14 protein-coding genes and 3 pseudogenes are annotated in these 22,593 nt (G+C 59.1%); 5 read left to right on the top strand and 12 right to left on the bottom strand.

Going from position 1 to position 22,593, the window contains the following annotated elements; genetic code table 11:
- Window positions 1-48: 48 nt before the first annotated feature.
- From XH98_RS41175 to XH98_RS21065, 5 genes and pseudogenes are all read left to right on the top strand, one after another.
- A pseudogene (locus XH98_RS41175) lies at window positions 49-243 on the top strand (transposase zinc-binding domain-containing protein); the annotation flags it as partial.
- A gap of 308 nt (window positions 244-551) precedes the next feature.
- Complete coding sequence (locus XH98_RS21050; protein ID WP_271598471.1) at window positions 552-1,622, top strand: tyrosine-type recombinase/integrase; 1,071 nt, start codon at window positions 552-554, stop codon at window positions 1,620-1,622.
- The gene (locus tag XH98_RS21055) at window positions 1,622-2,527 is read left to right on the top strand and encodes a tyrosine-type recombinase/integrase (protein ID WP_271619771.1); all 906 of its coding nucleotides are present in this window, start codon (window positions 1,622-1,624) and stop codon (window positions 2,525-2,527) included. Before XH98_RS21050 ends, XH98_RS21055 begins: the two co-directional genes overlap by 1 nt.
- The gene (locus XH98_RS21060) at window positions 2,524-3,513 is read left to right on the top strand and encodes a tyrosine-type recombinase/integrase (RefSeq protein ID WP_271619772.1); all 990 of its coding nucleotides are present in this window, start codon (window positions 2,524-2,526) and stop codon (window positions 3,511-3,513) included. The genes XH98_RS21055 and XH98_RS21060 overlap by 4 nt, the downstream gene beginning before the upstream one ends.
- 104 nt (window positions 3,514-3,617) lie before the next feature.
- A pseudogene (locus XH98_RS21065) lies at window positions 3,618-4,607 on the top strand (IS91 family transposase); the annotation flags it as partial.
- A 668-nt stretch (window positions 4,608-5,275) separates the two neighbouring features.
- Here the strand turns inward: XH98_RS21065 and XH98_RS21070 are convergent.
- The 12 genes and pseudogenes from XH98_RS21070 to XH98_RS21125 form a co-directional block, all read right to left on the bottom strand.
- Window positions 5,276-6,814, bottom strand: coding sequence for a porin (locus XH98_RS21070; protein ID WP_271619773.1), 1,539 nt, complete (start codon window positions 6,812-6,814; stop codon window positions 5,276-5,278).
- 1,133 nt (window positions 6,815-7,947) lie between these two features.
- Window positions 7,948-8,826 carry a Crp/Fnr family transcriptional regulator gene (locus XH98_RS40935; protein WP_333932487.1) on the bottom strand — a complete coding sequence of 293 codons (879 nt, stop codon included), beginning with the start codon at window positions 8,824-8,826 and terminating at the stop codon, window positions 7,948-7,950.
- A gap of 2,324 nt (window positions 8,827-11,150) precedes the next feature.
- Window positions 11,151-11,801, bottom strand: coding sequence for a 3-oxoacid CoA-transferase subunit B (locus tag XH98_RS21085; protein WP_128917807.1), 651 nt, complete (start codon window positions 11,799-11,801; stop codon window positions 11,151-11,153).
- A gap of 25 nt (window positions 11,802-11,826) precedes the next feature.
- Window positions 11,827-12,534: a CoA transferase subunit A gene (locus tag XH98_RS21090; protein WP_271619774.1), complete on the bottom strand. Its 708-nt coding sequence runs from the start codon at window positions 12,532-12,534 to the stop codon at window positions 11,827-11,829.
- Between the two features lie 902 nt (window positions 12,535-13,436).
- Window positions 13,437-14,417 (bottom strand): TauD/TfdA dioxygenase family protein, encoded by a 981-nt coding sequence (locus XH98_RS21095; RefSeq protein WP_442868614.1) that lies wholly within the window; start codon window positions 14,415-14,417, stop codon window positions 13,437-13,439.
- Window positions 14,418-15,689: 1,272 nt separating this feature from the next.
- A pseudogene (locus XH98_RS41180) lies at window positions 15,690-15,926 on the bottom strand (adenosylmethionine--8-amino-7-oxononanoate transaminase); the annotation flags it as partial.
- A gap of 657 nt (window positions 15,927-16,583) precedes the next feature.
- Window positions 16,584-16,766: a DUF1989 domain-containing protein gene (locus XH98_RS21105; protein WP_271619775.1), complete on the bottom strand. Its 183-nt coding sequence runs from the start codon at window positions 16,764-16,766 to the stop codon at window positions 16,584-16,586.
- 227 nt (window positions 16,767-16,993) lie between these two features.
- Window positions 16,994-18,481, bottom strand: a complete 1,488-nt coding sequence (locus XH98_RS21110; protein WP_271619776.1) for an AMP-binding protein — start codon at window positions 18,479-18,481, stop codon at window positions 16,994-16,996.
- 815 nt (window positions 18,482-19,296) lie between these two features.
- Window positions 19,297-19,776 (bottom strand): hypothetical protein, encoded by a 480-nt coding sequence (locus tag XH98_RS21115; RefSeq protein WP_271619777.1) that lies wholly within the window; start codon window positions 19,774-19,776, stop codon window positions 19,297-19,299.
- A gap of 111 nt (window positions 19,777-19,887) precedes the next feature.
- Window positions 19,888-21,090 carry an acyl-CoA dehydrogenase family protein gene (locus XH98_RS21120; protein WP_271619778.1) on the bottom strand — a complete coding sequence of 401 codons (1,203 nt, stop codon included), beginning with the start codon at window positions 21,088-21,090 and terminating at the stop codon, window positions 19,888-19,890.
- Between the two features lie 625 nt (window positions 21,091-21,715).
- On the bottom strand, window positions 21,716-22,204 hold the full coding sequence (locus XH98_RS41185; protein ID WP_442868615.1) for a transposase: 489 nt from the start codon (window positions 22,202-22,204) through the stop codon (window positions 21,716-21,718).
- Window positions 22,205-22,216: 12 nt separating this feature from the next.
- Entirely contained in the window at window positions 22,217-22,450 is a 234-nt protein-coding gene (locus XH98_RS21125) for a hypothetical protein (RefSeq protein WP_271619779.1), read from the bottom strand.
- Window positions 22,451-22,593 lie beyond the last annotated feature (143 nt).

Raw genomic sequence — 22,593 nt, forward strand, 5'->3', positions numbered from 1 at the left:
CTTGACCGGCTCCGCCTGGAGGTCGTGCCGCCCGGCTGAGCGGACCTGATGGCTCCGGTTCTGGAAGTGGCGGATATCTTCCGCCACTACGGCGAAGCATTTCGGCAAGCCCGTGCCGAGCATTTGGGCCGCGTCGAGCGGCGCGTCATGGGCGCGATCACGGCATGCCGGACGGCTGTGCTCGGCGGCCACGTCGAGCAGTGCGATGACTGCGGCGCCACACGGATTGCCTACAACTCCTGCCTTATGGGCAAAGCCGGTAATGGGGAGCTGCCAATCGCGATCACCGTATTTTCCTGTGTATTGCCGCTCTCGAGCTCTCCATTACAAGTCGCCCGTGCGGCCCCGTTGGGTCGGCCACTGATGGCCGGTCACATACGGAGATGGACATGTTGGAGACGTACTTCTCGGCAGCGAAGATGCTGGGGCATCTGCGCAGTGGGCCGAGCGGGCCTTACCTTGACGGGTTTGCAGCGGCACTGGAGCGACAGGGCTATGGCCCCGAGACAGCGGTACGCTATTTGCGAGCGGCGGCTCACATCGGTCATGTTATGGCCGAGCAAGGCGCGGGCCTAACGGACGTTGATCTCGCCGCGTTCGGCGAGCACCTGCGCACCTGCCGGTGTCCACGCGCCAAAGGCGGCCGGCGCAACCACCACACCATCTACGGTGCCAGGCTCTTTCGTCGGCACCTCGTCGAGCGCGGCGTTTGCCGGTCCGCGGCCGTGGGGCCAGCATCCGCCGAGCCGCAGCTGGTCGCCGACTTCAAGACGTGGCTGCGCAAGCATCGCGGCGCATCCGATCCCACCGTCAGGCTCTACGCCCACGTCGCCGCGGGCCTTATGATGGAGCTTCGATCTGACCCGGCCGGCTGGAGGCCGAACGATGTCCGCAGCTACGTCCTGGAGCGCGCGAGCAATAGCGGGAGTGGCACGATCGAGAAGATGACGACGAGCCTGCGGGCTTTCCTGCGGTATCTCGCAGTCGCAGGCCGTTGTCAGGCAGGTCTCGATGGCGCCGTTCCGGCCTACGCTCATTGGCAGCTTGCCGACATGCCCCGGTATCTGTCGACCGAGCAGGTCTACCGGCTGATCGCTGCCTGTGACGGCGACGCCGGCGCGCGCCGGCGTGATCGTGCGATCGTTCTTTTGTTGGTGCGCCTCGGCCTGCGGGCCGGTGACGTGGCGCAACTGCGCCTCACCGATATCGAGTGGCAAACAGGGTCGCTGCGGGTCTGCGGCAAGTCGCGCTACGAGGTCCGGCTGCCGCTGCCGCAAGACGTCGGGGATGCGATCGCCGCCTACCTCGAATGCCGGCCGTCTACCCGCCGGAGCGATCTCTTGTTCCTGCGCACGATCGCGCCGTGCCGGCCATTCCGACGAGGCGACGGCATCTCGTCGGTGGTGAAGCGCATCATGAAGCGGGCCGACATCGTGGCGCCGGTCAAAGGGGCCCACGCTCTGCGGCACACCGCGGCGACCGAGATGCTGCGCCATGGCGTGCCGCTCGACAAGATCGGACTCGTCCTTCGGCATCGCGGCATCGACACGACGGCCTATTACGCAAAGGTCGACGTCGCGCTGCTGAAGCAGGTTGCTCAGACCTGGCCGGAGGCGCTCTGATGCTCGACGCCATCGAGACCTATCTCGCGCTCCGCCGCGCCACGGGCTTCGCGATGTCGACCGCGGAGTACCTGCTGAAGAGCTTTGCCGCCTTCGCGGCCGAGCGCGGACAAACGTACGTCGAGACAAAAACAGCGATCGACTGGGCCGCGCTCGGACCATCCGTCGCGCAACGCGATGCACGGCTCAGAGCCGTCTGTCGCTTCGTACGCCACGTCCGGGTGGAGGACGTGGGGCACGAGCTGCCGCCGGCAAATCACTTCGGCGCCCGCAAGAAGCGTCGCACGCCGCACATCTACACGACAGACGAGATCAGTCGGCTGGTTGAAGCTGCGCTGCGGCTTCGGCCAATGCGCGGCTTGCGCCCGCACACGCAAGCGACCTTGATCGCGCTGCTCTCAGCCACCGGGCTCAGGATCTCCGAAGCCCTGAAGCTGACGATCGCTGACGTGACCCGCGACGGTCTGCTGATCCGCGAGACCAAGTTCCGCAAGACGCGACTGGTGCCGCTGCACGACACGGCAGCCGCCGGCTTGCAGCGATACTTGGCACGTCGCGGGCCCGGCTCGGACGATGATCCGATGTTCATCGACCAGCGCGGTCGGCCGCTGCGCTACATCGCCGTCAAGGAAACCTTCGATAGGCTGGTCGACAAGGCTGGCATCAGATCGAGGTCGGATCACTGTCCTCGCCTGCACGATCTGCGGCACGCGTTTGCGGTGCGCGCGCTGCAAGGCAGTCCTACCGGCCGAGGCCGCTGCGGGGCGCACATGGCGGCACTCGCGACCTACATGGGTCACGTCAACATCTATGCGACCTACTGGTATCTCGAGGCCACGCCCGACCTCTTGCGCGATGTCGCCACGGCCGGCGAAGCGTTCATGTCCGAAGGGAGGTCAGCATGACGCCGATCGCTCCCCTCATCGAGACGTTCCTGCGCGACACACTAGCTTGCCAGCGGGGCGCCAGCCGGCACACGAGCGACTCCTATGCCTCGAGCTTCCAGCTGCTGTTCGTGTTCGCCGCCGACCGGCTCAAGGTCAAACCATCGGCGCTGACGCTCGAGCAGATCGATGCCGGGCTCGTCTGCGCCTTCCTCGAGCATCTTGAGGACCAGCGCAAAAACGCGGCCGTGACGCGCAACGTTCGCCTGGCGGCGATCAAGTCGTTCTTCCGCTTCCTCGAGTACCGGCAGCCGGCAGCGCTCGAGCAGATCCGCCGTGTACTGGCGATCCCGTTCAAGAAAACTGACACGCGCCTGGTGCCCTACCTTCTGCGCGAAGAGCTCCAAGCCGTGCTCGACGCTCCCGATCCGGCGACACGCGATGGCATCCGCGACCGCGCAATGCTGCACGTGGCCGTCTGCGCAGGGCTGCGCGTCTCCGAGCTGACGGGCCTCAAGGTCGATGACATCGACCTGCCTTCGATGAGCATCCTCGTGCTCGGCAAGGGACGCCGGGAGCGGACCCTGCCGTTGTGGAAGCCGGCGGCCGCTGCACTGCGCGCCTGGCTCGCCATCCGTGGGCAGGTCGCGACACCTGAGGTGTTCGTCAATGCCCGTGGTGAGCCGCTGAGCCGATGGGGCTTTGCCTATCTGCTCAGGCAGCACGCCGCGACTGCGGCTCGCAAGCAGCCCGGTCTCGCCAAGAAACGCGTCTCGCCCCATGTGCTCAGGCACACCTGCGCGATGGTCGTCCTGCAAGCGACTGGGGACATCCGGAAGGTGTCGCTATGGCTGGGCCACGCTACGCTGACGACCACCGAGGTCTACACGCGCGGCGATCCGACCGAGAAGCTCGATGCGATGGAGGCGATCGTGCCGCCCCACCTGCGGCGCGGCGTCTTCCAGCCCACCGACAAGCTGATAGAACTCCTCAGGCGTACCTCGTAATGGAGAGCGGGGCTGGCGGTGATTAGTGCAGGAGCGCGATCAAGTTGCCGCCAGCTCCCCATTACCGGCTTTGCCCATAAGGCAGGTAATGGGCGTCGCCCATTACCTGTCGCAATCGGCATTGCCCGAAGTGCCAGGGCGCGGCGCGCGCGCAATGGCTTGCCGAGCGACAAGCCGAACTCCTTCCCGTGCCATACTTCCACGTCGTCTTCACCTTGCCGGCGCCGGCCAGAGAGATTGCTTTCCAGAACAAGGCGGTGGTCTATGCCATTCTGTTCCGCTGCGCGGCCGAGACGCTCACCACCATCGCGGCCGACCCCAAGCATCTCGGCGCTCAGCTCGGTGTGACCTCCGTCCTCCATACCTGGGGCCAGACGCTGCAACACCATCCGCATATCCACTGCGTCGTGCCTGGTGGTGGACCTTCGCTCGACGGCACACACTGGGTCGCTTGCCGGCCCGGCTTCTTCCTGCCGGTGCGCGTCCTCTCCCGGCTGTTCCGCCGTCTGTTTCTGCAAGAGCTGCAAGCTGCCTTCGCGGCTGGCCAGTTGGGCTTCTTTGGCGATCTCGTCCATCTCGCCGATCCCGCCGCATTCGCCGAGCGCCTCGCTCAACTTCGACGGACAGACTGGGTCGTCTATGCCAAGCCGCCATTCGGCGGGCCCGAACAGGTGCTGGCTTATCTCGGCCGCTATACGCATCGCGTCGCCATCGCCAACAGTCGGCTGATCTCGCTTGCCGACGGCAAGGTGAGCTTTGCCTGGAAGGACTATCGGCAGAATCGTAAAGCCAAAGTGATGACGCTTAATGCCGATGAGTTCATTCGTCGCTTTCTCCTGCATACCCTGCCGGACGGCTTCCACCGCATCCGCCACTATGGCTTCCTCGCCAATGGCGGGCGCAACGATAAAATCGTCCTCTGCCGTCAACTCCTTGCCGTCCGCAACGCTCCGACTGATCAAGAAGCCGGCGACGATCCCCTCACCAAATGTGAGATCCCCGTCTGTCCGCATTGTGGCGGCACCATGCGACGCGTCGATGTCGTCCCGCGAGCCTGCGCCCGTGACCATCCGTTTCGTTGTGACACGTCATGACCAGCGCCTGCACCATCCACCCCTTCCGGGATCACCTTCTCGGCGGCAACGTCCGATGTCGCCGTGGCCGCGCTCGTCACCGCTCACCCCGCCAATCGTTCGGCCGCGCATCCCGGCGCAACAAATCCCTCGTGGCATCGCGCCCACTGCCCGATCAATCGGGCCGCTCACACCTGCTCAATGTCTCGTCGGCGCGCGCCGAGCACAGGCGCACCTTCTCCGCAACTGCACCTGCTGCACTATCGCCATAGCACGGCAACTCCGCGGCTTCGTTCAATCCGGCTTCTATGAGGTCGCACGCTACGACAGCGCGCGCGGCTTAAGTCTGCCCCGCGACCTCACAGAACCCTCAAGATTCTCATGTGCTGAAAGAATGGATTCTCGTCTATCAGAACGCACGCCGCGCCGGGCGATGAGCTTTCCCGCTCATGGGTCCGCTCGCCTTCGGACCAAGTCGCCTCCGTATCTACTATTCGGCTCTCGTCGGCATCGGCGCGAGGCTGTACATCGTTTCGTGCGCCGGGTCTTGTGAAGGCGAAGTCGATCGAAATGTGGTCTGCGAAGTACTGCGAATAGAAAGGCCCCCGGCGGGCATGCCGGAGGCCTCTTGGAGGTCTACCTAAATGTATTTGAGCCTCTGTTGTCTCCTTCTGCTAAGATAATGAAACTCACCAGTTACGATGAACACGCAACATCATCTGAAGACTGTGTTGGTCCTTCAGTTCGTACACTGCGCCCGGCTTGGCGACACCCGACTGCAACGGCAAGGTCACTGTGCTTCCGCTCGCGTACTTCTGATCAAGCATGGCGTATGCAACCTCGGTCGAGAAGGTCAGATTCTTAACGGGCGTCCAGCGGGTGGCCACGCCAATCACCGCATAGTTGAAGTCAGGGTTGCAGCCAGCCATGCCACTCGACAATGCAAGAGTTGCGACGAATGCGCCGCAGATGTAGCTCTTCGCCGTGCTGTTGTACCGAACAGCACCCCAACCGCCGAAAATTGACGAATTCCAGTACGGGTTCCAGTTGTGGGTGTAGCCGCCGTTGAAGCCGTAGCTCGTAGTCAGCTGTTGGCTCGCACCTGCAACGAAGACCGAGTCCGAGAGGCCGGAAATACCGACGCTCTGGTAAGCACCAGCGAGCCCCGTACCGCTGTACATCGCGAAGGTATAGGGACTATACGGTTGGAAGTTGTAACCGGTTGCGCCATTTGTATAGACGCCCTGGATGTTGATCGTATCACCGGGACCCGTGGGGATATTCTTAATCGACAACGCGAGCTGGCCAGCCCAGCCCCACTTGTCGCTTGGATGCCCCGTCGTCTCATCGGCTCCGTAATAGCCAGCGTGATTATTATGCGCGGCCACTGACGCCTGGAAAAGTCCCCACGCCTGGTCGACACGCAGCATGGCGACGAGATCGGGAGACCGCGAACCACCGATGTCGCCCGCACCATAGGTGCCAGCGGCAAGGCCCGTGGCCGTCGCTCCGCTCACGTTCCAGATGTTTGTAGTATTTCGAACGACCTGCTCCTCGGCCGAGAAGCTAGCCGTGATGCCTTGCCCAAAGTCCGCCGTATAGGCAAACTGATTGACAGCCTCCCACCCGCCGCCGCCCGGCAAGCCGTCGAAGCCGTTTGCAGGATAGTTGGTCCAAGGTGAAGAGAAATTCGACTGTGCTCTACCGAAGGTGAAGCCGGCGAACTGTATGAATGCGTAGTAGACGGAGAGCGAACCACCGGAGATCATGCCGCTACCGCTTCCTGCGGGATTGCTTCCGCTATAGGCCGTTGAGCCATTGATGGCTGCCGTGCCGGCACCGCCGTAGCCGCCAGCAGTCCAGGTGAACGCGAGCTCAGCGTACGTACGAAGGAGACCATACTCAGTCGCGGTACGGGTATCCATGTTGAGGTCAGCGCGGGATTGGCTTGTGTAGTAATTGCTCAGACGGTTGTGCGCGGCAGCGACGCCGCTGGTCGCGGCTCCCCAGATGCCATTTGAGCCCAGGACGGTTGTGGCACGCACGTAGCCACCGAGCTTGATACAGGTATCGCTACCAGGAATGTAGTAGAAGCCAGCACCATACAGAGAACAGATCTTCACGTATTCGATCGCCTTGGCCTTCATGGGAAGGTCGGCGGCCTGCGCTCCGCCCATTGCGATCACACCCGCCGCCGAACCCAGAAAGAGGCTCTTCGCCATCTTCATAAAAAACCCTCCAGTTGCTTACCCAAGACGGGCTAGTCTCGCTTCAGCGGAGATTAGCCGCCTTTGCCCCCAATCATTCTCGACCTACAGGGCCTTCCTCGAACATCACCGATAAATTGGACCGGCGAGGTCGCGGCGCGGACCATTCCGCCGCTCGCATGAACAAGTTGACAGATTGCGTTAGTCAGCGGCGCGAAAACTTTGTACAAAGCGGACAGAAGCTAGTGTGCTTTGAGCCAACGTGATGTAATCGCCTCAGAAGGGTACGATATGTACCGCGGCGACTCGTAATCGTACTTTTCGTACGCATCAGTCATCTTAGGCGCGGTCAGTGCAATTGCTGTTCGTGAGCCACGCCTCCGGTCCGCCTTAGTGATGAAGCTACTGAATGTGAGAGTCGCTCACTTGACGCGATTACGTGAATGTCGCCGTCCGAGTCTGCGCGTCATCATTGTCGGTTCCGTCTGCTTGGGATACGAACCGTCGAATTGGCAGCTGCCATGCAGACGGAAACGCAGCGAGTCGTTCCTGGATCTCAACTGTAGGGAGCAATGTCCAAGCAATTGGATCAGTTGCACTGATCGTGAGTTGCGGAGCCCGCAACTCACCGCAGCGCGGCCGAAGGACATTCTATTCTTCAATCAGCCGAAGTGTGCTTCAGGTGTACATGAGCAAATGTGCAATGATTAAATCGTTCAAAGAGGCCGTCGCATTCAACACATTCGTGCTCGGAGCGGCCCAGCAGGCTGAACGGGCCCAGCCGTCTTATAAGTATAGCGAGGAGGCAATACATCATGGTCATGCTTGCTGCGGCGCTATTATTATGCATGCAGCTCGCCTTCCCCCAAGGGCGGCCTCATCCATCCCATTCCCGCTTCGATAAAAAGTGGCCTGGCAGCAGACGTGCTCGATCGTCATCTTGACGGGCAGGTGATTGGGACTACCGCACCGCTTCGAGCTTGGACTGGAAGTACTCGAGCAAACGATTGATCTGATGTCGGGCTTCACATCGCGCCTATGGCGTCCGCCTCCACACTGCTAGCCCGGGCCCTGCGTACAAGAGCAACTTGAATTCGGGCTCCGCATGTGGCCGTGCCGCACTATGGTTCCCGTTTAGTAGCCCAAGTGCTCGTTCACGGCCGCCGCTGCAAGGCTCGGAAGTGAGATTCGACGCCGCCCCACGCGCTAGCCATAGCAGACACTGCGGTCTCACTTGGAGCATAAGCTTCTGAAATCAGCTTGTAACAGCTGCATGCCGTTGCCTCGAGGCGCTGCCTGTCCCAGATGTGCAACATGCCGCGTGTCTTTCGAATCAACCCCTGCTGTTCAAATCGAATCAGCGATTCCGTTACACCAGGGCGACGCAATCCCAACATCGAAGAGAGGTAGTCATGTGTAATAGGGAGGACATCAGCATTCAAGGCGTCGCTAGCGAAGCAGAGCCAGCACGCGAGCCGCTTTTCCCGATCGTGTCGAACGCCGCACAATCCGGTCTGAGCGCAATGCAAGTTCTGCGCTTGAGCGTACCGAAAGAAATGCTCCCGAAGCTCGGAGCACTCGGACAGGACGCCTCGCAAATCCTCCACAAGAATTCTGTGCGCACTCCCGGGAACGAGCACAACAGATTGACGGGTGGCAAGATGCCCTCCGGCTAAAAGCGAAGCGCCGACCGCCCCCCGATATCCCATTACCGCTGTTTCAAGGACGCTTCCCGCTGCGACGATCCTCAGCGAGATGAGACCGGACTCTATGAAGTAGATATGGTCAAGGGGCCTTTTGGGCTCTTGCAGTACCGTGCGTTCTCTCAGAACGACCGGCTCAAGGTATTCTCCTATTACCGCGAGTCCTTGAAGAGAAGCGCTTGCGAGAATCGCGTTTCGGACGAAAGGCCGCGTGTTGGAACGCACCGCACCAGGACGGTGCAGCTTTGGACGTGTAGCAGACGCCTGTTTGAGAGCGGCAGCTTCGGAGCTATCGCGCCCGCCGAGAACGGACAGGAATTGATCGGTCATACTGCGGCCCGTCTCTTGAAAACAGAAACTCTTAACGGTCAACCCTTTTTGACCTGCGTCTTCTTAAGTTTAGCAGTGGGCCGTTTGTGGTTCCTGCAATCAGGCGCCAAATGGTGAATGAATCCTGCGTTTAAAGCCGCTGCTATGATGTATTCCACCCCGTAATGTTTTTTTGGAATACCAGCGTCATACATTGTAGGCAGCATTCTATGGAGGGGCGGCTCAGCTCATCAGGTGCCGTCCCGCCCGCGTGCGTTCGGATCGAGAGAGCTCGGATGGCCGGAAGTCTACTACCCGTGCCTAGGTTCGGAAGTGGCGCGCAAGCATGGAGAGACGCTGCGGCACATTTTACGATGATGATCTCCCGCGAATCGACGCTCGCCGAGGAATCTGCTAAGCTCTCAATCACGGCAAGGATTGACCCGCTTCCATCCGAGACGGGCACGTCCAGCTTGACACGAATCCAGTCGAGAAAGTCATCCGTTCAGTTCTGCCCGACCGGAAAGAAATGCTCTCTTCACCGGTTATGAACTCGGCGCTGAAAACTGGGCCCGGCTCGCGTCGATCATCGCGCGCTGCAAGCTCAACGACATCAGATCCGGCTGCCTACATCCTGAAGCGCTCGAGATGATCTTGGGACGGCCATCCCCAATAGCGGTATCGAAGCCCCCCTCCGGAGCGATTCTGCAGAACGTCGACTCAGCACAAATAGGATTACGGCTAAGCGCGTACAATGCTTCTCGTTTCTTGTCGGCAATAGCGTCTGACGCTGTGCTGACCGAAGGCCCTGCTTAGCTGTTCGGTCGCTGCACGTCTGAAGTTGACAGAATCTGGCTACTTGCCTTCAAGCTCCCGACGGCATTCGGAACGCGAGGCTCCGCTCCTTCATCGAATGCTTGATCTCCGGTGCTATGAACTGCAATTAAGCTCACGGATCAGCCGTCGCGCTCTGCTCCGTGCAAGGTGTTTGTTAATGGATTCGGAACGGGTTCGGATGTTCCTGGAAGTCGCGCGTGCCGGGCAGATCCGGAAAGCCTCGAAGCGGTTTGCGGCTCAACCATGCGACGGGTGCCCGCCAACTTACCGCGTTGGAGGAGCGTCTTAGCGCCAAGTTGATAGAACGCCACATCTCAGGTTGCACGCTCACATTCGCTAGCGAGGCCCGGGCGGCTGCAGCAGAACACGCAGAGAGTGAGCTTCTCAAGGTCGGCGCAAACATCAACGGCGCTGCCGAAAAATTACGAGCACGGTGCTCGTTGGAGCACCAGACGCGTCGGCGCACGATGCGCCATCTTCGTTCATTCAGGCGTGAGTGATGAACGCATGGCCGCCATTGCTCGATTGGCGCACAGATGAATCGCGTCGATGGCAACTATGATGATTCTGTAGCCGCGACTACCCGAGTTGCGGCAGGACCGAGTTGGACATTGGTATCTGATACCTCGTGGACCCGGCTAGGAGCGCATCCGGGCCTGGTAATGCAGCGCTACACTGCCCTCCTCAGCGATGCCCTGCGTCAGTTGCCTGAACGTCCCTCATGCTTTCGTTCAGTCAGGTGTAGATGGAATTGCCGCTGCCGTTGCCGGACACCTCTCGATTTTGCTGGACCATGACCGTGCTTTCTTCGTTGTTGTCGACCCCTCGCGTGCAGCGTGTCTTTTTGAAAGCGCACGAGTAGGGCGTCCTGTGAAGGTGGCTCATACGCAATCGACCGTGATGGCAATGCCTCATGTTACGAGCCTTCGCTTATCGCTTGGCGTGTACTTTCGTGTACAGTAGACGCCTTCATGACCGTCGACGACGATGACGCGATCAGCGCGATGAAACGTCTGGCAAATCCGACTGATAGCGATCTGGCAGTTGTCGCAGGCGAAAGTGGTGGTGCTGGTCTCGCAGCGTTACTGAAGGTTGCTTCCAATTCAGACTTGCGTGCCAAAATTGGTCTTGATCCGGATGCACAAGTATTCTTGATCAATACCGACGGTGCGACCGATCCTCCTGGTCGGTGTGACACCAGCGCACGTGACTGCGAACGCTCTGCTCAAAAACAGGTCGAGGAGTGGAGCGAACTCTGGTTGACCAATGATTGTCGCCGCCACAACTGCCCACTTGTCGATCTTGACGCAAAGCTCTTCCTAATGATCTGGGCCGCACGAAGCAATAGCTCACGACATATCTCGCATCCAGTCTCGTCTAGCTGCGCGCGACATCCAACCGCTGCGCGGACAGAGACCACGCATTTATGCCAAGATGGTCTTTGCGATGAAAGCGGCATCTTACGGACGCGCAGACCGTATCGTCATGCGCACCCCGTTCTCGAAGCCCTACGTGTTCTTCAGCGCAACGCGGAATTCGGCTTCGGTCTTGGCCTTGACCTCGTCGAGCGAGACGCCGTCGGCCAGCTCGATCAGCGCCATGCCGCCATTGCCGTGCTTGTCGATGGTGAAGACGGCGAGATCGGTGACGACCATGTCGACGACGCGCTCGCCGGTCAGCGGCAGGTTGCACTTCTTCAACAGCTTCGGGCCGTCCTTGGCCGAATGCTCCATCACCACGACGACGCGCTTGACGCCGGCGACGAGGTCCATCGCGCCGCCCATGCCCTTGACCATCTTGCCGGGGATCATCCAGTTGGCGAGATCGCCGTTCTGGGCCACCTGCATGGCGCCGAGGATCGACAGATCCATGTGGCCGCCGCGGATCATGCCGAAGGAATCCGCGCTCGAGAAATACGAGGTCGACGGCAGCTCGCTCACGGTCTGCTTGCCGGCGTTGATGAGATCGGCGTCCACCTCGTCCTCATAGGGGAACGGGCCCATGCCGAGCATGCCGTTCTCGCTCTGCAGGCTGACGTCGACGCCGTCAGGAATGTAGTTCGAGACCAGCGTCGGGATGCCGATGCCGAGATTGACGTAATAACCGTCGCGCAACTCCTTGGCGGCACGAGCGGCCATCTGTTCACGGGTCCAGGCCATATGACTCTCCTAAAGGGGTTGCGAGTTAAGCCGCGGGCCGCGGACGGGTGTTGCGGAATTCGATGCGCTTCTTGGCCGTGCCGACCTCGACGATGCGCTTCACGAAAATGCCGGGCGTGTGGATGTGATCGGGGTTGAGTTCACCGGCTGGAACCAGGTGCTCGACCTCGGCCACCGTGATCTTCGCGGCGGTCGCCATCATCGGGTTAAAATTGCGCGCGGTCTTGCGATAGATCAGGTTGCCGGCGGTGTCGCCCTTCCAGGCGTGCACGATGGCGAGGTCGGCGAACAGGCCACGCTCCATCAGATACTTCTCGCCGTCGAACTCCTTTACTTCCTTGCCTTCGGCGATCAGGGTGCCGACGCCGGTCTTGGTGTAGAAGGCCGGGATGCCGGCGCCGCCGGCGCGGATGCGCTCGGCCAGCGTGCCCTGGGGGTTGAATTCGAGTTCCAGCTCGCCGGCGAGGAATTGCTGGGCGAACAGCTTGTTCTCGCCGACATAGGACGAGATCATCTTCTTGATCTGGCGGGTCTCCAGCAGACGAGAGAGTCCGATGCCGTCGACGCCGGCATTGTTCGAGACGACCGTCAGACCCTTCACGCCGGAGTCGCGGATCGCATCCGACAGCGATTCGGCGATGCCGCAGAGGCCGAAGCCCCCCGACATGATCATCATGTTGTCTTTCAGAATGCCGTCGAGCGCCGACTTGGCGTCGGGATAGACCTTGTTCATGAATTACCTGACCTTACAGAAGGGCTTGACGGCTCGAACGTGCTGAGCATCTGGTATTTGCGATGGAGCTTGCACACATGGCACAGGCGAACGATTGATAACGCGGATCTTCGCACGCATCCCTAAGTCTAGTGCAACGATGGCGGCGCGCATCACAATTGAACACTTCGGACCGGCACCGTTTGTGTCGCCGTAGCGGCTGGCGCACAGACACAGTTGGCGCCGCCTCGCCCGAAAGGCTCTACGTAGTATGACCGGTCCTGCGCTTTCCATTGCAGGTTGGAGAGGAGACGCTCCCGATGGTTATTTGGTGCGGCCCTTTCATTGCATCCGGCAAGAAGTTTGTTGCTGCGCGAACTCATTCGTTTTGGATCCTTCGTCGCTCCTTCGCGAGGACGCCATCTACAGACGACATTTACGTCAGATTGAGGAGGAAGTCGGCCAGCTCTTGGCTTTGATGTGCATAAATCCGGCGCATTTTCTTCTCTGGTGCAGGAGTTCATCAGAGATGCTTCAAACGCCCGACAATTGAAGCGCCGTATAATCGGGCAGTCGGCCAGGAGCAGCGCGACGCACCGGACGCTGCCCACTCCGTCTCACCGGTAGACGCAGATTAGGAACCAGTTGGCCGGCGTCGTGATGACGACATCGTCCAACAATCGGATTGACCGCAGGTGTGTGCAAAACGTTTGCTAGATCATCGATCCATCTGGGCAAGACGCCACACTAGCGGTCACCTACATAGGTGCGCTGGCCCGTTGCTCCTGTAGAGAAATGCTGCTCCATCGAGAATCGAGGGGAACTGGCCGCGCCCGGCGAAGAACAATCAACGGTTGATTGGAACCCGTCCATTAGCGTCCCAGTGCTGCCGGCAGCAGCTTGGCTTCAGCACGAAGACCACATCACCACGGCGAGCTGCGACTTCGCATGGCGCCATACGCGGTACGAGTCTTGGGACTCCGCTGCTTTGGCGTGTTGACTTGTTTGGTGCAGCGACGGGCGTCGATGTTGAGTGGCAGATCACGATCGGTAGTGGCGCGGTTTTGCACGCGATGGTGATCGTCGAAGTCCTGTGCCTCGTGGTATTGGATCGCGGGACAGTCCCAGATCGCAACGTCGCCCGGCTGCCAACTCCATCGCACCGTGTTTTCCGGCGCGGTGATGTATGACTGGAAGAGGCGCAAGATTTTCTGGCTAGTATATTTCTGAAAGCCAACGAAGCGCTGCACAAAATCGCCGCTAGCGAGCGAGCGCTTGCCTGTCTTGGGGTGGACGCTAACTACCGGATGCTCCGTCTCGAAACTCGGTCTGGTAAACACGTCGTCCAAATGTTGTTTGTCTGCCTCCGCGAGTTCCGCTTTCATCGCATAGCCCTGCGAATTATTGTGAACCGCCCAGAGCTGATCGGCGAACATCCGCAGTGATAGCGGAAGCGCCTGATATGCAGTCGCCATATCCGACCAGACGGTGTCACCGTAATAGGACGGATTTATCACCCTGCGCAGGTGGCAGATCTTCGGATAACCCTCAAGCATGATCACCGTTTGCTGCCGCTGGTCGGCGCGACCACCGCTGCGGACCGAAACCGGCTTCAAGATCGATGGCATCGCCTTGGCGATGCCGACTTGATGATCCGGAACCAAATCGTCTAGCCGCATGGCTAAGCGCTCATGCTCGGCAGCATCGAGTTCCTGCTGATCACGAAAGAAGAGAACCTTATGCTCGAGCAGCAAGTCGTTGATGGCGTGGATGACCTCGTCTGACAACTCATCCGATAGCCTAACATTCCTGATCTCGGCACCAAGTCCGACCGCGCGCCTGACGACGTTTACTTTTGGCACTACATCGTGAATGGTTGTTGTATCGCTCATAATGACTTTCATAGTCTCGATCCTCAACGAAGCTCCGCCATGCGCTCGTCGCGGTAGCGACGTCGGAGATATTCGAGATCTGTCATGGCGCTATGGATGGTAGGAGCGATCGATGTATAGTCAATGACACGAAACCATCTTTGTTTTCGACGACAAGCAATGATCACTTCGTGAAAGACGCAGGCGTTGAAAAATGTTCGTTGATTGTGGTTGGATCGAACAATTCACGCGGCGTAACAGACACAATCGTGAGATCAAAGCGAGAAACGCATTTGAATCGTGGGTTCTTTGATGAGCGCGAGCGCATTGCATTGGCTCGCTCGTTCAAGCAATTTTTACTCGATACCCGATGGCATCCTATCGTCACGAATGTGGCAACGAGCCACCCGCAGAAGTCGGCGACGACTATGCCGCGGCATCGCGAATCTCAAATGAGGAACGCGCGTTCTAGCCCTTGTGGAACAGTCACTCCAAGTTCTAGACAAAACCTGGCGCGTTTTGTCGAGAAGAAGAGTCAAAGTAACCGAGGCGTGACCTTCGCGAATAGCATAGTAGGGGCGCATCCTCTAGATCGCTTGGATGCGATCGCGAGAGTGAGCCGAGTTGAACTTTGAACCTGCACAGCGGTCGATCGACGATTTTGCACTTGGTGACTCGACCACCGATTCTCAGCTTCACCGCAACTGGGAAGCTCTTGACCAATTCCGGGTCCTCATCGCTGCTCAGGGCATTTTTACGGATCGACTCCTGCTGCAGGATGCGCTCTTAGCTAGAGGCGCTCTGGACATCCGACCGCGCAAGTGTCCGTCGTCCGACATCTACCATCTCTCTCCGAAAGCGCCGCTAGGATCGGCTGGATTAGACGCGGTCGCGATTTTGGTGCTCCGGAGGCCGTGGAAGCTTGGATGTGCAACGGCTCTGGCGCTCGGATCGCACACTCTCTCGATCAGCGTGTTTTGAATAGCTGATCCAGCGTCGAGCTGATCGAAGTCTATAGGCCGGCGGATAGGCCCTTTCGTCCGGCGCGCGAGACTCATGCGTTTAGAACGAGCGTATTGCTACATGACCTATTTAGGTATCTCCTAATCAATCACAGACCATCTGAATTTGCCCGATCTACAGCTGCTACGGTTTCGGTTGTCTGTTGGGTCGGTCACTTCGCTTGCGAAGGCGCTATGTTCAATCCCCCGCAGAACAACCAATTAACAGCCGCCAACACAGTCAAAAGTGGCTTTCTCAGGCTGCGCAAGCGACGCGCCTTCAAGGAAACGCATCGGCAGCGTCTCAAATTACGGAATAGATCTCATCTAAGTCTTCATGCGTTACGAATAGGGCGGCATTACGTAGATTGTGTTACCGAGCGTCCTCAGCAGCAGATCTCGGCTCTAAAGAATGCGTGAAGTTTCGGACCAATGCCTGCGAGATAGCCTTGATCGCTCGTCTTCGACTCGGTACTGTGATGGTCCCGGTCCGACGAACGTTCGTAAAACGCGCATCTGCGCGGAATGACTTGATCTCCTGTCTCATCGCTGTCAACTAACGTATGGCTTGCACTTCCATCCAGAATCGATACTTACACAGCAAGGGGGCGTGTTGCCGATGAACTTCTTGCGGCTCGCAGATAGGTCCAGAACATAAGAGCTGGAGACAAGTCGCGCGCCCCGCAGTTTAGATGGCGGAAGCAATCCGAGCTGCTGCGCGTCCTGCGGCTTGAGCCCGAAGCGCCGAACTGAATACGGTCAACCGAAAGAGTCTGCCTCGCGACTTCGCGATCGGGCCAAAGAAGGCGTGTGTGGAACAGGTCCTTCGCTGATAAATAGGGCTTGCTCGCCTCGAGCGGCGGCTCGACGCACGCCGGATAGTCAATCGACACAGTTACGTCGCTTGGCATGCAATCGACGCAAGTAACGGCAGCAAATCCATCGGGCAGGCTGAGAATACCACGATCGCTGCCATCTCTGCCCGGAGTGTGACGTGATCTCCGGGCTTTGAGGCTGGTGGGCGCCAATCGAGCCGATTGCCTTGAATATCGGAACGGGAATATTCGTAAAGAGTTTCAGAGGAGACTCCCTTTCGCACAAGACCTATCCTGCATCGCGACCGCTAGATTATCGGTTCAGTTGCCATGATAGTTGAAGTGGCCGAGCAACTCGCAACGATGGCCGTCGCAGGCAGCAATCAAAGTATCATGAATGCCGACAATAACGTAAGAATCGGGGACAAAGGATTCGCCGCAGCTGGCTTAAGCTTCTTGATAGACGCTCGGGTACGCTCCATCGACGTGAACTCGGACGTCTCGCTTGCATTGAACGCCCTGGTATCGACCACCTGACTGCCACGGCTATTCGTGATACGCACCATTTGGGCCTTGTCGAGGCGAACGGCTATACCGCGCGTGGCGTAATACGAATTTGTTCGACATATTGATTCTCCTGCACGGCACGAACGGCCCCATCCATTAGAGATGAAGATCGGCTGCCGAACCTAAGCGGTGCATACGATATCGCGAATCGCGTCGGCAGAAACCGCGTCAACGCCGCCGCCGGCTAGCTTCTATATCCCGTCTTCTTTAGAAAACAGCACGCCCATTACGTTTGGCTCTTGAACGACTTCATGCGAGCGATGCGCTCGTCGCGCAATTGGGTACGACGTACCTTGCCTGCATCGTCACGCAATGGCTCATCAACTAATTCTATGGTGCGCGGTCTCTTATAACTCACCAGCCTCTCGGCGAGGTGCGCCAGCAGCGCCTCGGCATATAGCCCCGGTCGAGCCTGAACAATGGCGTGAATGGACGAGCCAAGGTCCTCGTGTGGCAGGCCGATGACAGCGCTCGAGAACACCAGCGGATGCTCATCGATCGCTGCCTCGACCTCGGCAGGGTAGACGTTGGCGCCCCCCACGAGGATCATATCGGTACGCCGGTCAGCGAGGTACAGGTATCCGTCCGCGTCGAAATACCCGATGTCGCCGAGGCTCTCCCAACCGCCAGGTAGGGTGCGGGCCATCGCACCACGGTAATGGTAGGAAGGCTGCGAGCTTTCCCCGCGGCGCATGTAAACCTCACCGATCACGCCAGGTGGCAGCTCCTTTCCGTCGGTGTCGCAGACCTTCATTTCACCGACGGCTACGCGGCCGACCGAGCCGCGGTGATCGAGCCACTCGCTTCCGGTAATGGTGGTCCAAGCTTGGCTCTCGGTGCCGGCGTAGAGCTCCATGATTACGTCGGGCCCCAACCAACCGATGAAGGCCTCTTTGAGCCACGGAGGACAGGGCGCAGCCAGGTGCCAGAGAGTCTTCAACGATGAGACGTCATAGCGGGCTCGCACTTCGTTGGGCAGTCGCCAGATCCGATTCATCATAGTTGGAACCAGATAGATCCAGCTCGCCCTGCGCTGCTCAATCTCGGCGAGTACACCTTCCGCGTCGAATCGCGGCATAAGCACCAGATGGCCATCCTGAGTTATCGCATCCAAGGCGCATCCGAAGGGGCCGTTATGGTAGAGCGGTGCCGGAATCAGAGCCGTTTCGCCTGACCGGAAGCGCCAGACACCGGTTGCATCCGTCGGCTCGGCCGATGTGAGACCCGGTAAGCCGGAGAGAATGAGCTTCGGCCTGCCTGTCGAGCCACCCGAGGTCGCAGCCTGCTTCACCGGGGCCACGCGCGGCTCTATCGGTCGGTCATCATCTGACAAGGCGAGCAGGTCGCGGACTGTGACACGCCGCCGGTTCGTCTCCAGACCCGGCAAGGCGATCACCACCGGCGGATTCGCCAGATCAACGATGGCCTGCAGCTCGGCACTCGGCAGGCGGAAGGAAACAGGCTGAGGTGACGCGCCGAGCTTCCAGACCCCCCAGCAGGCCTCGATGAAGTCGACGCTGTTGGGCAAGCCGATGGTGATGAGGTCACCGAGCTTGACGCCCAGCTTCTGCAGCGCGCGCGCGATTCGGTTCGCTCTCCCCTCCAACTGCCAGCACGTGAGGGTGATCTCGCCACAACTAACCGCCGGCGCGTCGGGGGTCGCTTGGGCCCGGCGATATAACTTCTCGCCCAAGGAGATCAAATCTTCAGCCATTATTGGTCCGACCTCGCCTTCACTCGACCGGGCTGCTCGCACTAGCATTCGCCGCTGCTAACCTTAAGATAGATAGAATTAGCTCACCCTTGCGGGAGAAAATCGCCAACTCTGGGGGCAAAGCACTCAGATCAGGCGGATTTTGATGCTTTGACGCAGAAGTTCACCGTCCGTCTAAAGTTCAGGGTTTTTTGGCGTAAGGTGACCCACGCTTTGCAGCATGCCATCCACTATCTCAGACGAGAACGCGCTCGGCGCGAGCGCATTAGCATTCATGTTAGTCGCTAGTTATCCCGTACTCATGCATGTGGCGCGGGCACAAAAGGCGTCGATTTCCAAGAGGCTCTGGCGAAGCCGCTTTCACAACAAACCGGGCTGAGTAATCGGGTTGGAAATGCCTGGTGCGCTTCGCGATCGTCAGCCAGCATTACGAGGGCCCCATTACATTTGCGGGCGCGATAGCTTGAGCCGGGTGAGAAATGTGCTGCAAAGGTGTGGAACCGCCATCAGTGCAGATACAATGGCGCACCTTCAGAATTCAAGAAGTCGACCATTGAGACGGGGCGAAGCGCAGTTCATCACCTGCCCAAAGTAGCCGCCGACATCGTCTGCCTTCACCTCCGGATTGGCGATCGCGCATGCATTCCAAGATGTCGCCGCGGACCGCAGCACTTGGCGCATTCACGGGCGGATAGTCGATGATAGTGGCGATGACATCATGACTTTCGAGCTTCACGACCTGAGCCATGCGATACCACCGCATTTTGTGTGCTATCTTCTTGGGCACTCATCAGTCCTCCGAGCGATGCGAGCCGTCAGAGGTGATGGTCTGCATTTCCAAACAATGTATCGATCATCGTGACGCGCTTGAAGTAATGGCCAACGCTGTACTCCATTGTCATGCCGATGCCGCCACGCAATTGAATCGGACTGGTGGCCAATCGCTTTTCGCTGACTGGCCGATTTGGACTTTTGCCGCCGAGATCGATCGAGCGCGCTTCGTCGCATCCCTGCTGGCTGCCAATACATCGCCATGGAGCGCGACTGCTCCAGTTCGACAAATTTGTCGACGGCTCGATGCTGAAGTACCTGGAACGAACCAATTGTCTTGCCAAATCGCTGAGAGTCTTGAGATAGTTGAAGCGTGATCGATGGCACCTTTCGAAGCTGCCGACGGCTTCGCCGCAAGAGCTGCGACCGCCTCGTCCCGCACCCCTCAGAATGACGCGCCCGCGGGATCTCCCGTTTACATCCCGCCTCAACGCGGACGTTTTCCAACGTGATTTCGGCCGCATGCAGCCCATCCTGCGTTCGATAGCCGCGCAAAATCTCCTGAATGCGGGCCCTGACACCCCCTCGGCCAGCCGCGAACGGGCTTGTCTCGCCTCCTCAACGAATAAAGAACGTCAGAGGCCGAGAATCGCCTTGGCGATGATGTTTTTTTGGATTTCGTCAGAGCCGCCGTAAATGGAGACTTTCCGGACATTGAAATAGGCGGGCGCGATAGCTGCGGCCCAATCCGGGCCAATGGGCGGACTATTATGGGCTTGGATATCTTCGTCCGACTGATAAGGCTGCGCATATGGGCCGACGACGTCCATCATAAGCTGCGCTGTTGTCTGCTGGATCTCCGAAGCCTTAATTTTCAGGATAGCGCTCGCAGAATCGTGGGTGACGCTCCGGCCTTTGGATGCGTTAGCTACCGCTCGAAGCTGTGTCACCTCCAATGCCTTTAGGCGAACCTCAAGGGCCGCGATCTTTTCGCGGAAGGCGATCTGGTCGATCAGCCTCTCGTCTCCGATACGGCACAGAGCCGCAAGTGTTTTGATATGCCGGACACGCTCTTTCGAAGAGCCAATCGTGGCGATGTTGAAGCGCTCATTTCCAAGAAGGAACTTGGCGTAGTCCCAGCCCTTGTTTTCCTCACCAACAATGTTTTCGGCGGGGACGCGCACGTTGTCAAAAAAGACTTCGTTCACTTCGTAGGTGCCATCGATTAGTTTGATTGGGCGCACGGTAATTCCGGGCGACTTCATGTCGACGAGAAGGAAGGAGATACCCAATTGTTTTCTAACGTCCGGATTGGTCCTGACCAGGCAGAAAATCCAGTCGGCATGTTGGGCGAGCGTCGTCCATATCTTCTGGCCATTAACGATGTAGTGGTCGCCATGCCGGACAGCCCGCGTTTTGAGCGAGGCGAGGTCGGACCCCGCGGCAGGCTCTGAGAAGCCTTGGCACCACCAATCATCTCCGTTCGCAATGCGCGGCAAGTAGTACTTCTTTTGCGCCTCAGTGCCGAAGGTATAAATCACAGGGCCCACGAGAGTCGCGCCGAACTCGGGCAACCCCTTCACCGGATACATTTGCAACTCTTCACCGAAGATATAGAGCTGGGTCGGCGTCCAGTTGGTGCCACCATATTCTCTGGGCCAGTGGGGCACACCCCAACCCCTCCTGTGCAGAATGCGCGTGCAAGCGACCATCTCATCTCTGGACAGGCCACGGCCCTCGATGATCTTGCGCCGAATCTCCGGGGGGACGCTCTCGCCCAGAAATTGACGCACTTCTTCGCGGAACTCCCGCTCTTTCTTCGTGAATGCGATATTCATTCAATTTGTCCTGAGAGCATTCTGTTTAGGCCGCTGTTCCTGTGTATTTTTCGAGAGCTGAAGGATTGGCGGCCATAGACACAACGATCAATGGGCGACGTGCGCGAGCTCTTATTCGAGCTCGGTACCCACCCACCAAATTTCCGCTGCCAACCAGCAGCAGTGCGTGAGGAGAAAGGAGAGGTAAACCGAACTGATGCACAAAGGCTGCAAAAGTTGGCTCGTCATCAGAGAAATTCTGCAAGAGGAGTATTTCCGTGATGTCGGCTCCTATCACGGACGAGCATGCCATGGGGCGATTCTTTTGCCTGATCATCACCACTCAAATAACAGCAGCAGTGGACCTACTGCCAACAGGAGAACGAGCGTGCCCAAGCCCTCGACTGCCTCCGCCCGCGCCCTCGTTGAAAAGCCACTGCCGCCGATTATGTTTGGCTCCGCGGGGACTTGATTCGTCGCGCAGCCGTCGACCTGCCTGAGGCTGCAGTGTTTTGCAGGAGCCCCTGGAACTACTCGCGATTCCACTCGTCCGCCGTCGGTTGACACGTGGCAGGCGCGTGACGCGCGGGTGGTCGGTCTTGATAATCGACGAGCCATGGCAGCTCTCTTCGGTAAACGACACCCTCTAGTGCGGCATTCGGTAGGCGACCATTGCGCGACGTGCCTGTCTTCCCGGTTCTCGCCGGCTTTCGAAGATGACGCCGTCTGGCTGGCGAGCACTGACCAGTCGCCTAGGGTAACACGTTAATTTCTTTAGAGCGCCGGGCTGATTCTGCAATAGATCTCGACAATGCCGGCCCTTGCGTTGCGCAGGCGGTGAAGACACCGGTTGTGGCGCGCTACTCGAGATCGGAGCCGCCGCAGACGTGATCTCAACCGGAACAAGCGCCGGCGCGCCATCCCCGCTCAACTTGCCTTCGCGCGCCAACCGGCGCCACGTGAACAATTGGCTTGTCGACAGCCCGTTGCGTCGTGCCGTCACCAACACTAGACGTGGCCCACCATAGCTCTCGGTGACGATCCGCTGCTTTTCTTCCAATGTCCAACGGCGTCGAGCGCCCGTCGAGACGACTTCAAGTCGGGAAACCTTAGGCATAGGCATATGGTCAGTCATACGCCTATGTCTTCATCCTCCATCAAACCGCGCAAGGCGGTCCTCGCCGGAGCGATACTCCGCGCCGAACGTTTGAGCGGCACCTCGGGCAGAGGCCAAAATCTGCTGCTCTGCGAAATCCCGCAGCGCTGGCAGCAGAGTTCTGACGGCCCCCTTTTTGATGCTGAAGTTCCGGACCGGCAGCGAACTTTTGTGATGGAGATCACGGGCCGTGGATCGCGTTAAGCGCAGGATGAGCTTGCCCATACTGGATTTCCCGCAGCCGCTTTCGCGAGCCACGCACAGAGTCTCGCCTCGTGCGACCGAGAAGCTCACACCATCGACGGCCTTCTCGCGAGCAACTTCACGGCGCAGCAGTCCGCGGTACACAAAAGTAGTGTTTTTGGAGG

Source organism: Bradyrhizobium sp. CCBAU 51745, assembly GCF_028128715.1.
Classification (GTDB): domain Bacteria; phylum Pseudomonadota; class Alphaproteobacteria; order Rhizobiales; family Xanthobacteraceae; genus Bradyrhizobium; species Bradyrhizobium manausense.

What these genes read in the sequence shown, in the direction of transcription:
- XH98_RS21050 (WP_271598471.1), top strand. Translation starts at nt 552, where the DNA reads ATGGCCGAGCAAGGCGCGGGCCTAACGGACGTTGATCTCGCCGCGTTC.
- XH98_RS21055 (WP_271619771.1), top strand. Translation starts at nt 1,622, where the DNA reads ATGCTCGACGCCATCGAGACCTATCTCGCGCTCCGCCGCGCCACGGGC.
- XH98_RS21060 (WP_271619772.1), top strand. Translation starts at nt 2,524, where the DNA reads ATGACGCCGATCGCTCCCCTCATCGAGACGTTCCTGCGCGACACACTA.
- XH98_RS21070 (WP_271619773.1), bottom strand. Translation starts at nt 6,814, where the DNA reads ATGAAGATGGCGAAGAGCCTCTTTCTGGGTTCGGCGGCGGGTGTGATC.
- XH98_RS40935 (WP_333932487.1), bottom strand. Translation starts at nt 8,826, where the DNA reads ATGACCGATCAATTCCTGTCCGTTCTCGGCGGGCGCGATAGCTCCGAA.
- XH98_RS21085 (WP_128917807.1), bottom strand. Translation starts at nt 11,801, where the DNA reads ATGGCCTGGACCCGTGAACAGATGGCCGCTCGTGCCGCCAAGGAGTTG.
- XH98_RS21090 (WP_271619774.1), bottom strand. Translation starts at nt 12,534, where the DNA reads ATGAACAAGGTCTATCCCGACGCCAAGTCGGCGCTCGACGGCATTCTG.
- XH98_RS21095 (WP_442868614.1), bottom strand. Translation starts at nt 14,417, where the DNA reads ATGAAAGTCATTATGAGCGATACAACAACCATTCACGATGTAGTGCCA.
- XH98_RS21105 (WP_271619775.1), bottom strand. Translation starts at nt 16,766, where the DNA reads ATGGTGCGTATCACGAATAGCCGTGGCAGTCAGGTGGTCGATACCAGG.
- XH98_RS21110 (WP_271619776.1), bottom strand. Translation starts at nt 18,481, where the DNA reads ATGGCTGAAGATTTGATCTCCTTGGGCGAGAAGTTATATCGCCGGGCC.
- XH98_RS21115 (WP_271619777.1), bottom strand. Translation starts at nt 19,776, where the DNA reads ATGCGGCCGAAATCACGTTGGAAAACGTCCGCGTTGAGGCGGGATGTA.
- XH98_RS21120 (WP_271619778.1), bottom strand. Translation starts at nt 21,090, where the DNA reads ATGAATATCGCATTCACGAAGAAAGAGCGGGAGTTCCGCGAAGAAGTG.
- XH98_RS41185 (WP_442868615.1), bottom strand. Translation starts at nt 22,204, where the DNA reads ATGACTGACCATATGCCTATGCCTAAGGTTTCCCGACTTGAAGTCGTC.
- XH98_RS21125 (WP_271619779.1), bottom strand. Translation starts at nt 22,450, where the DNA reads ATGGGCAAGCTCATCCTGCGCTTAACGCGATCCACGGCCCGTGATCTC.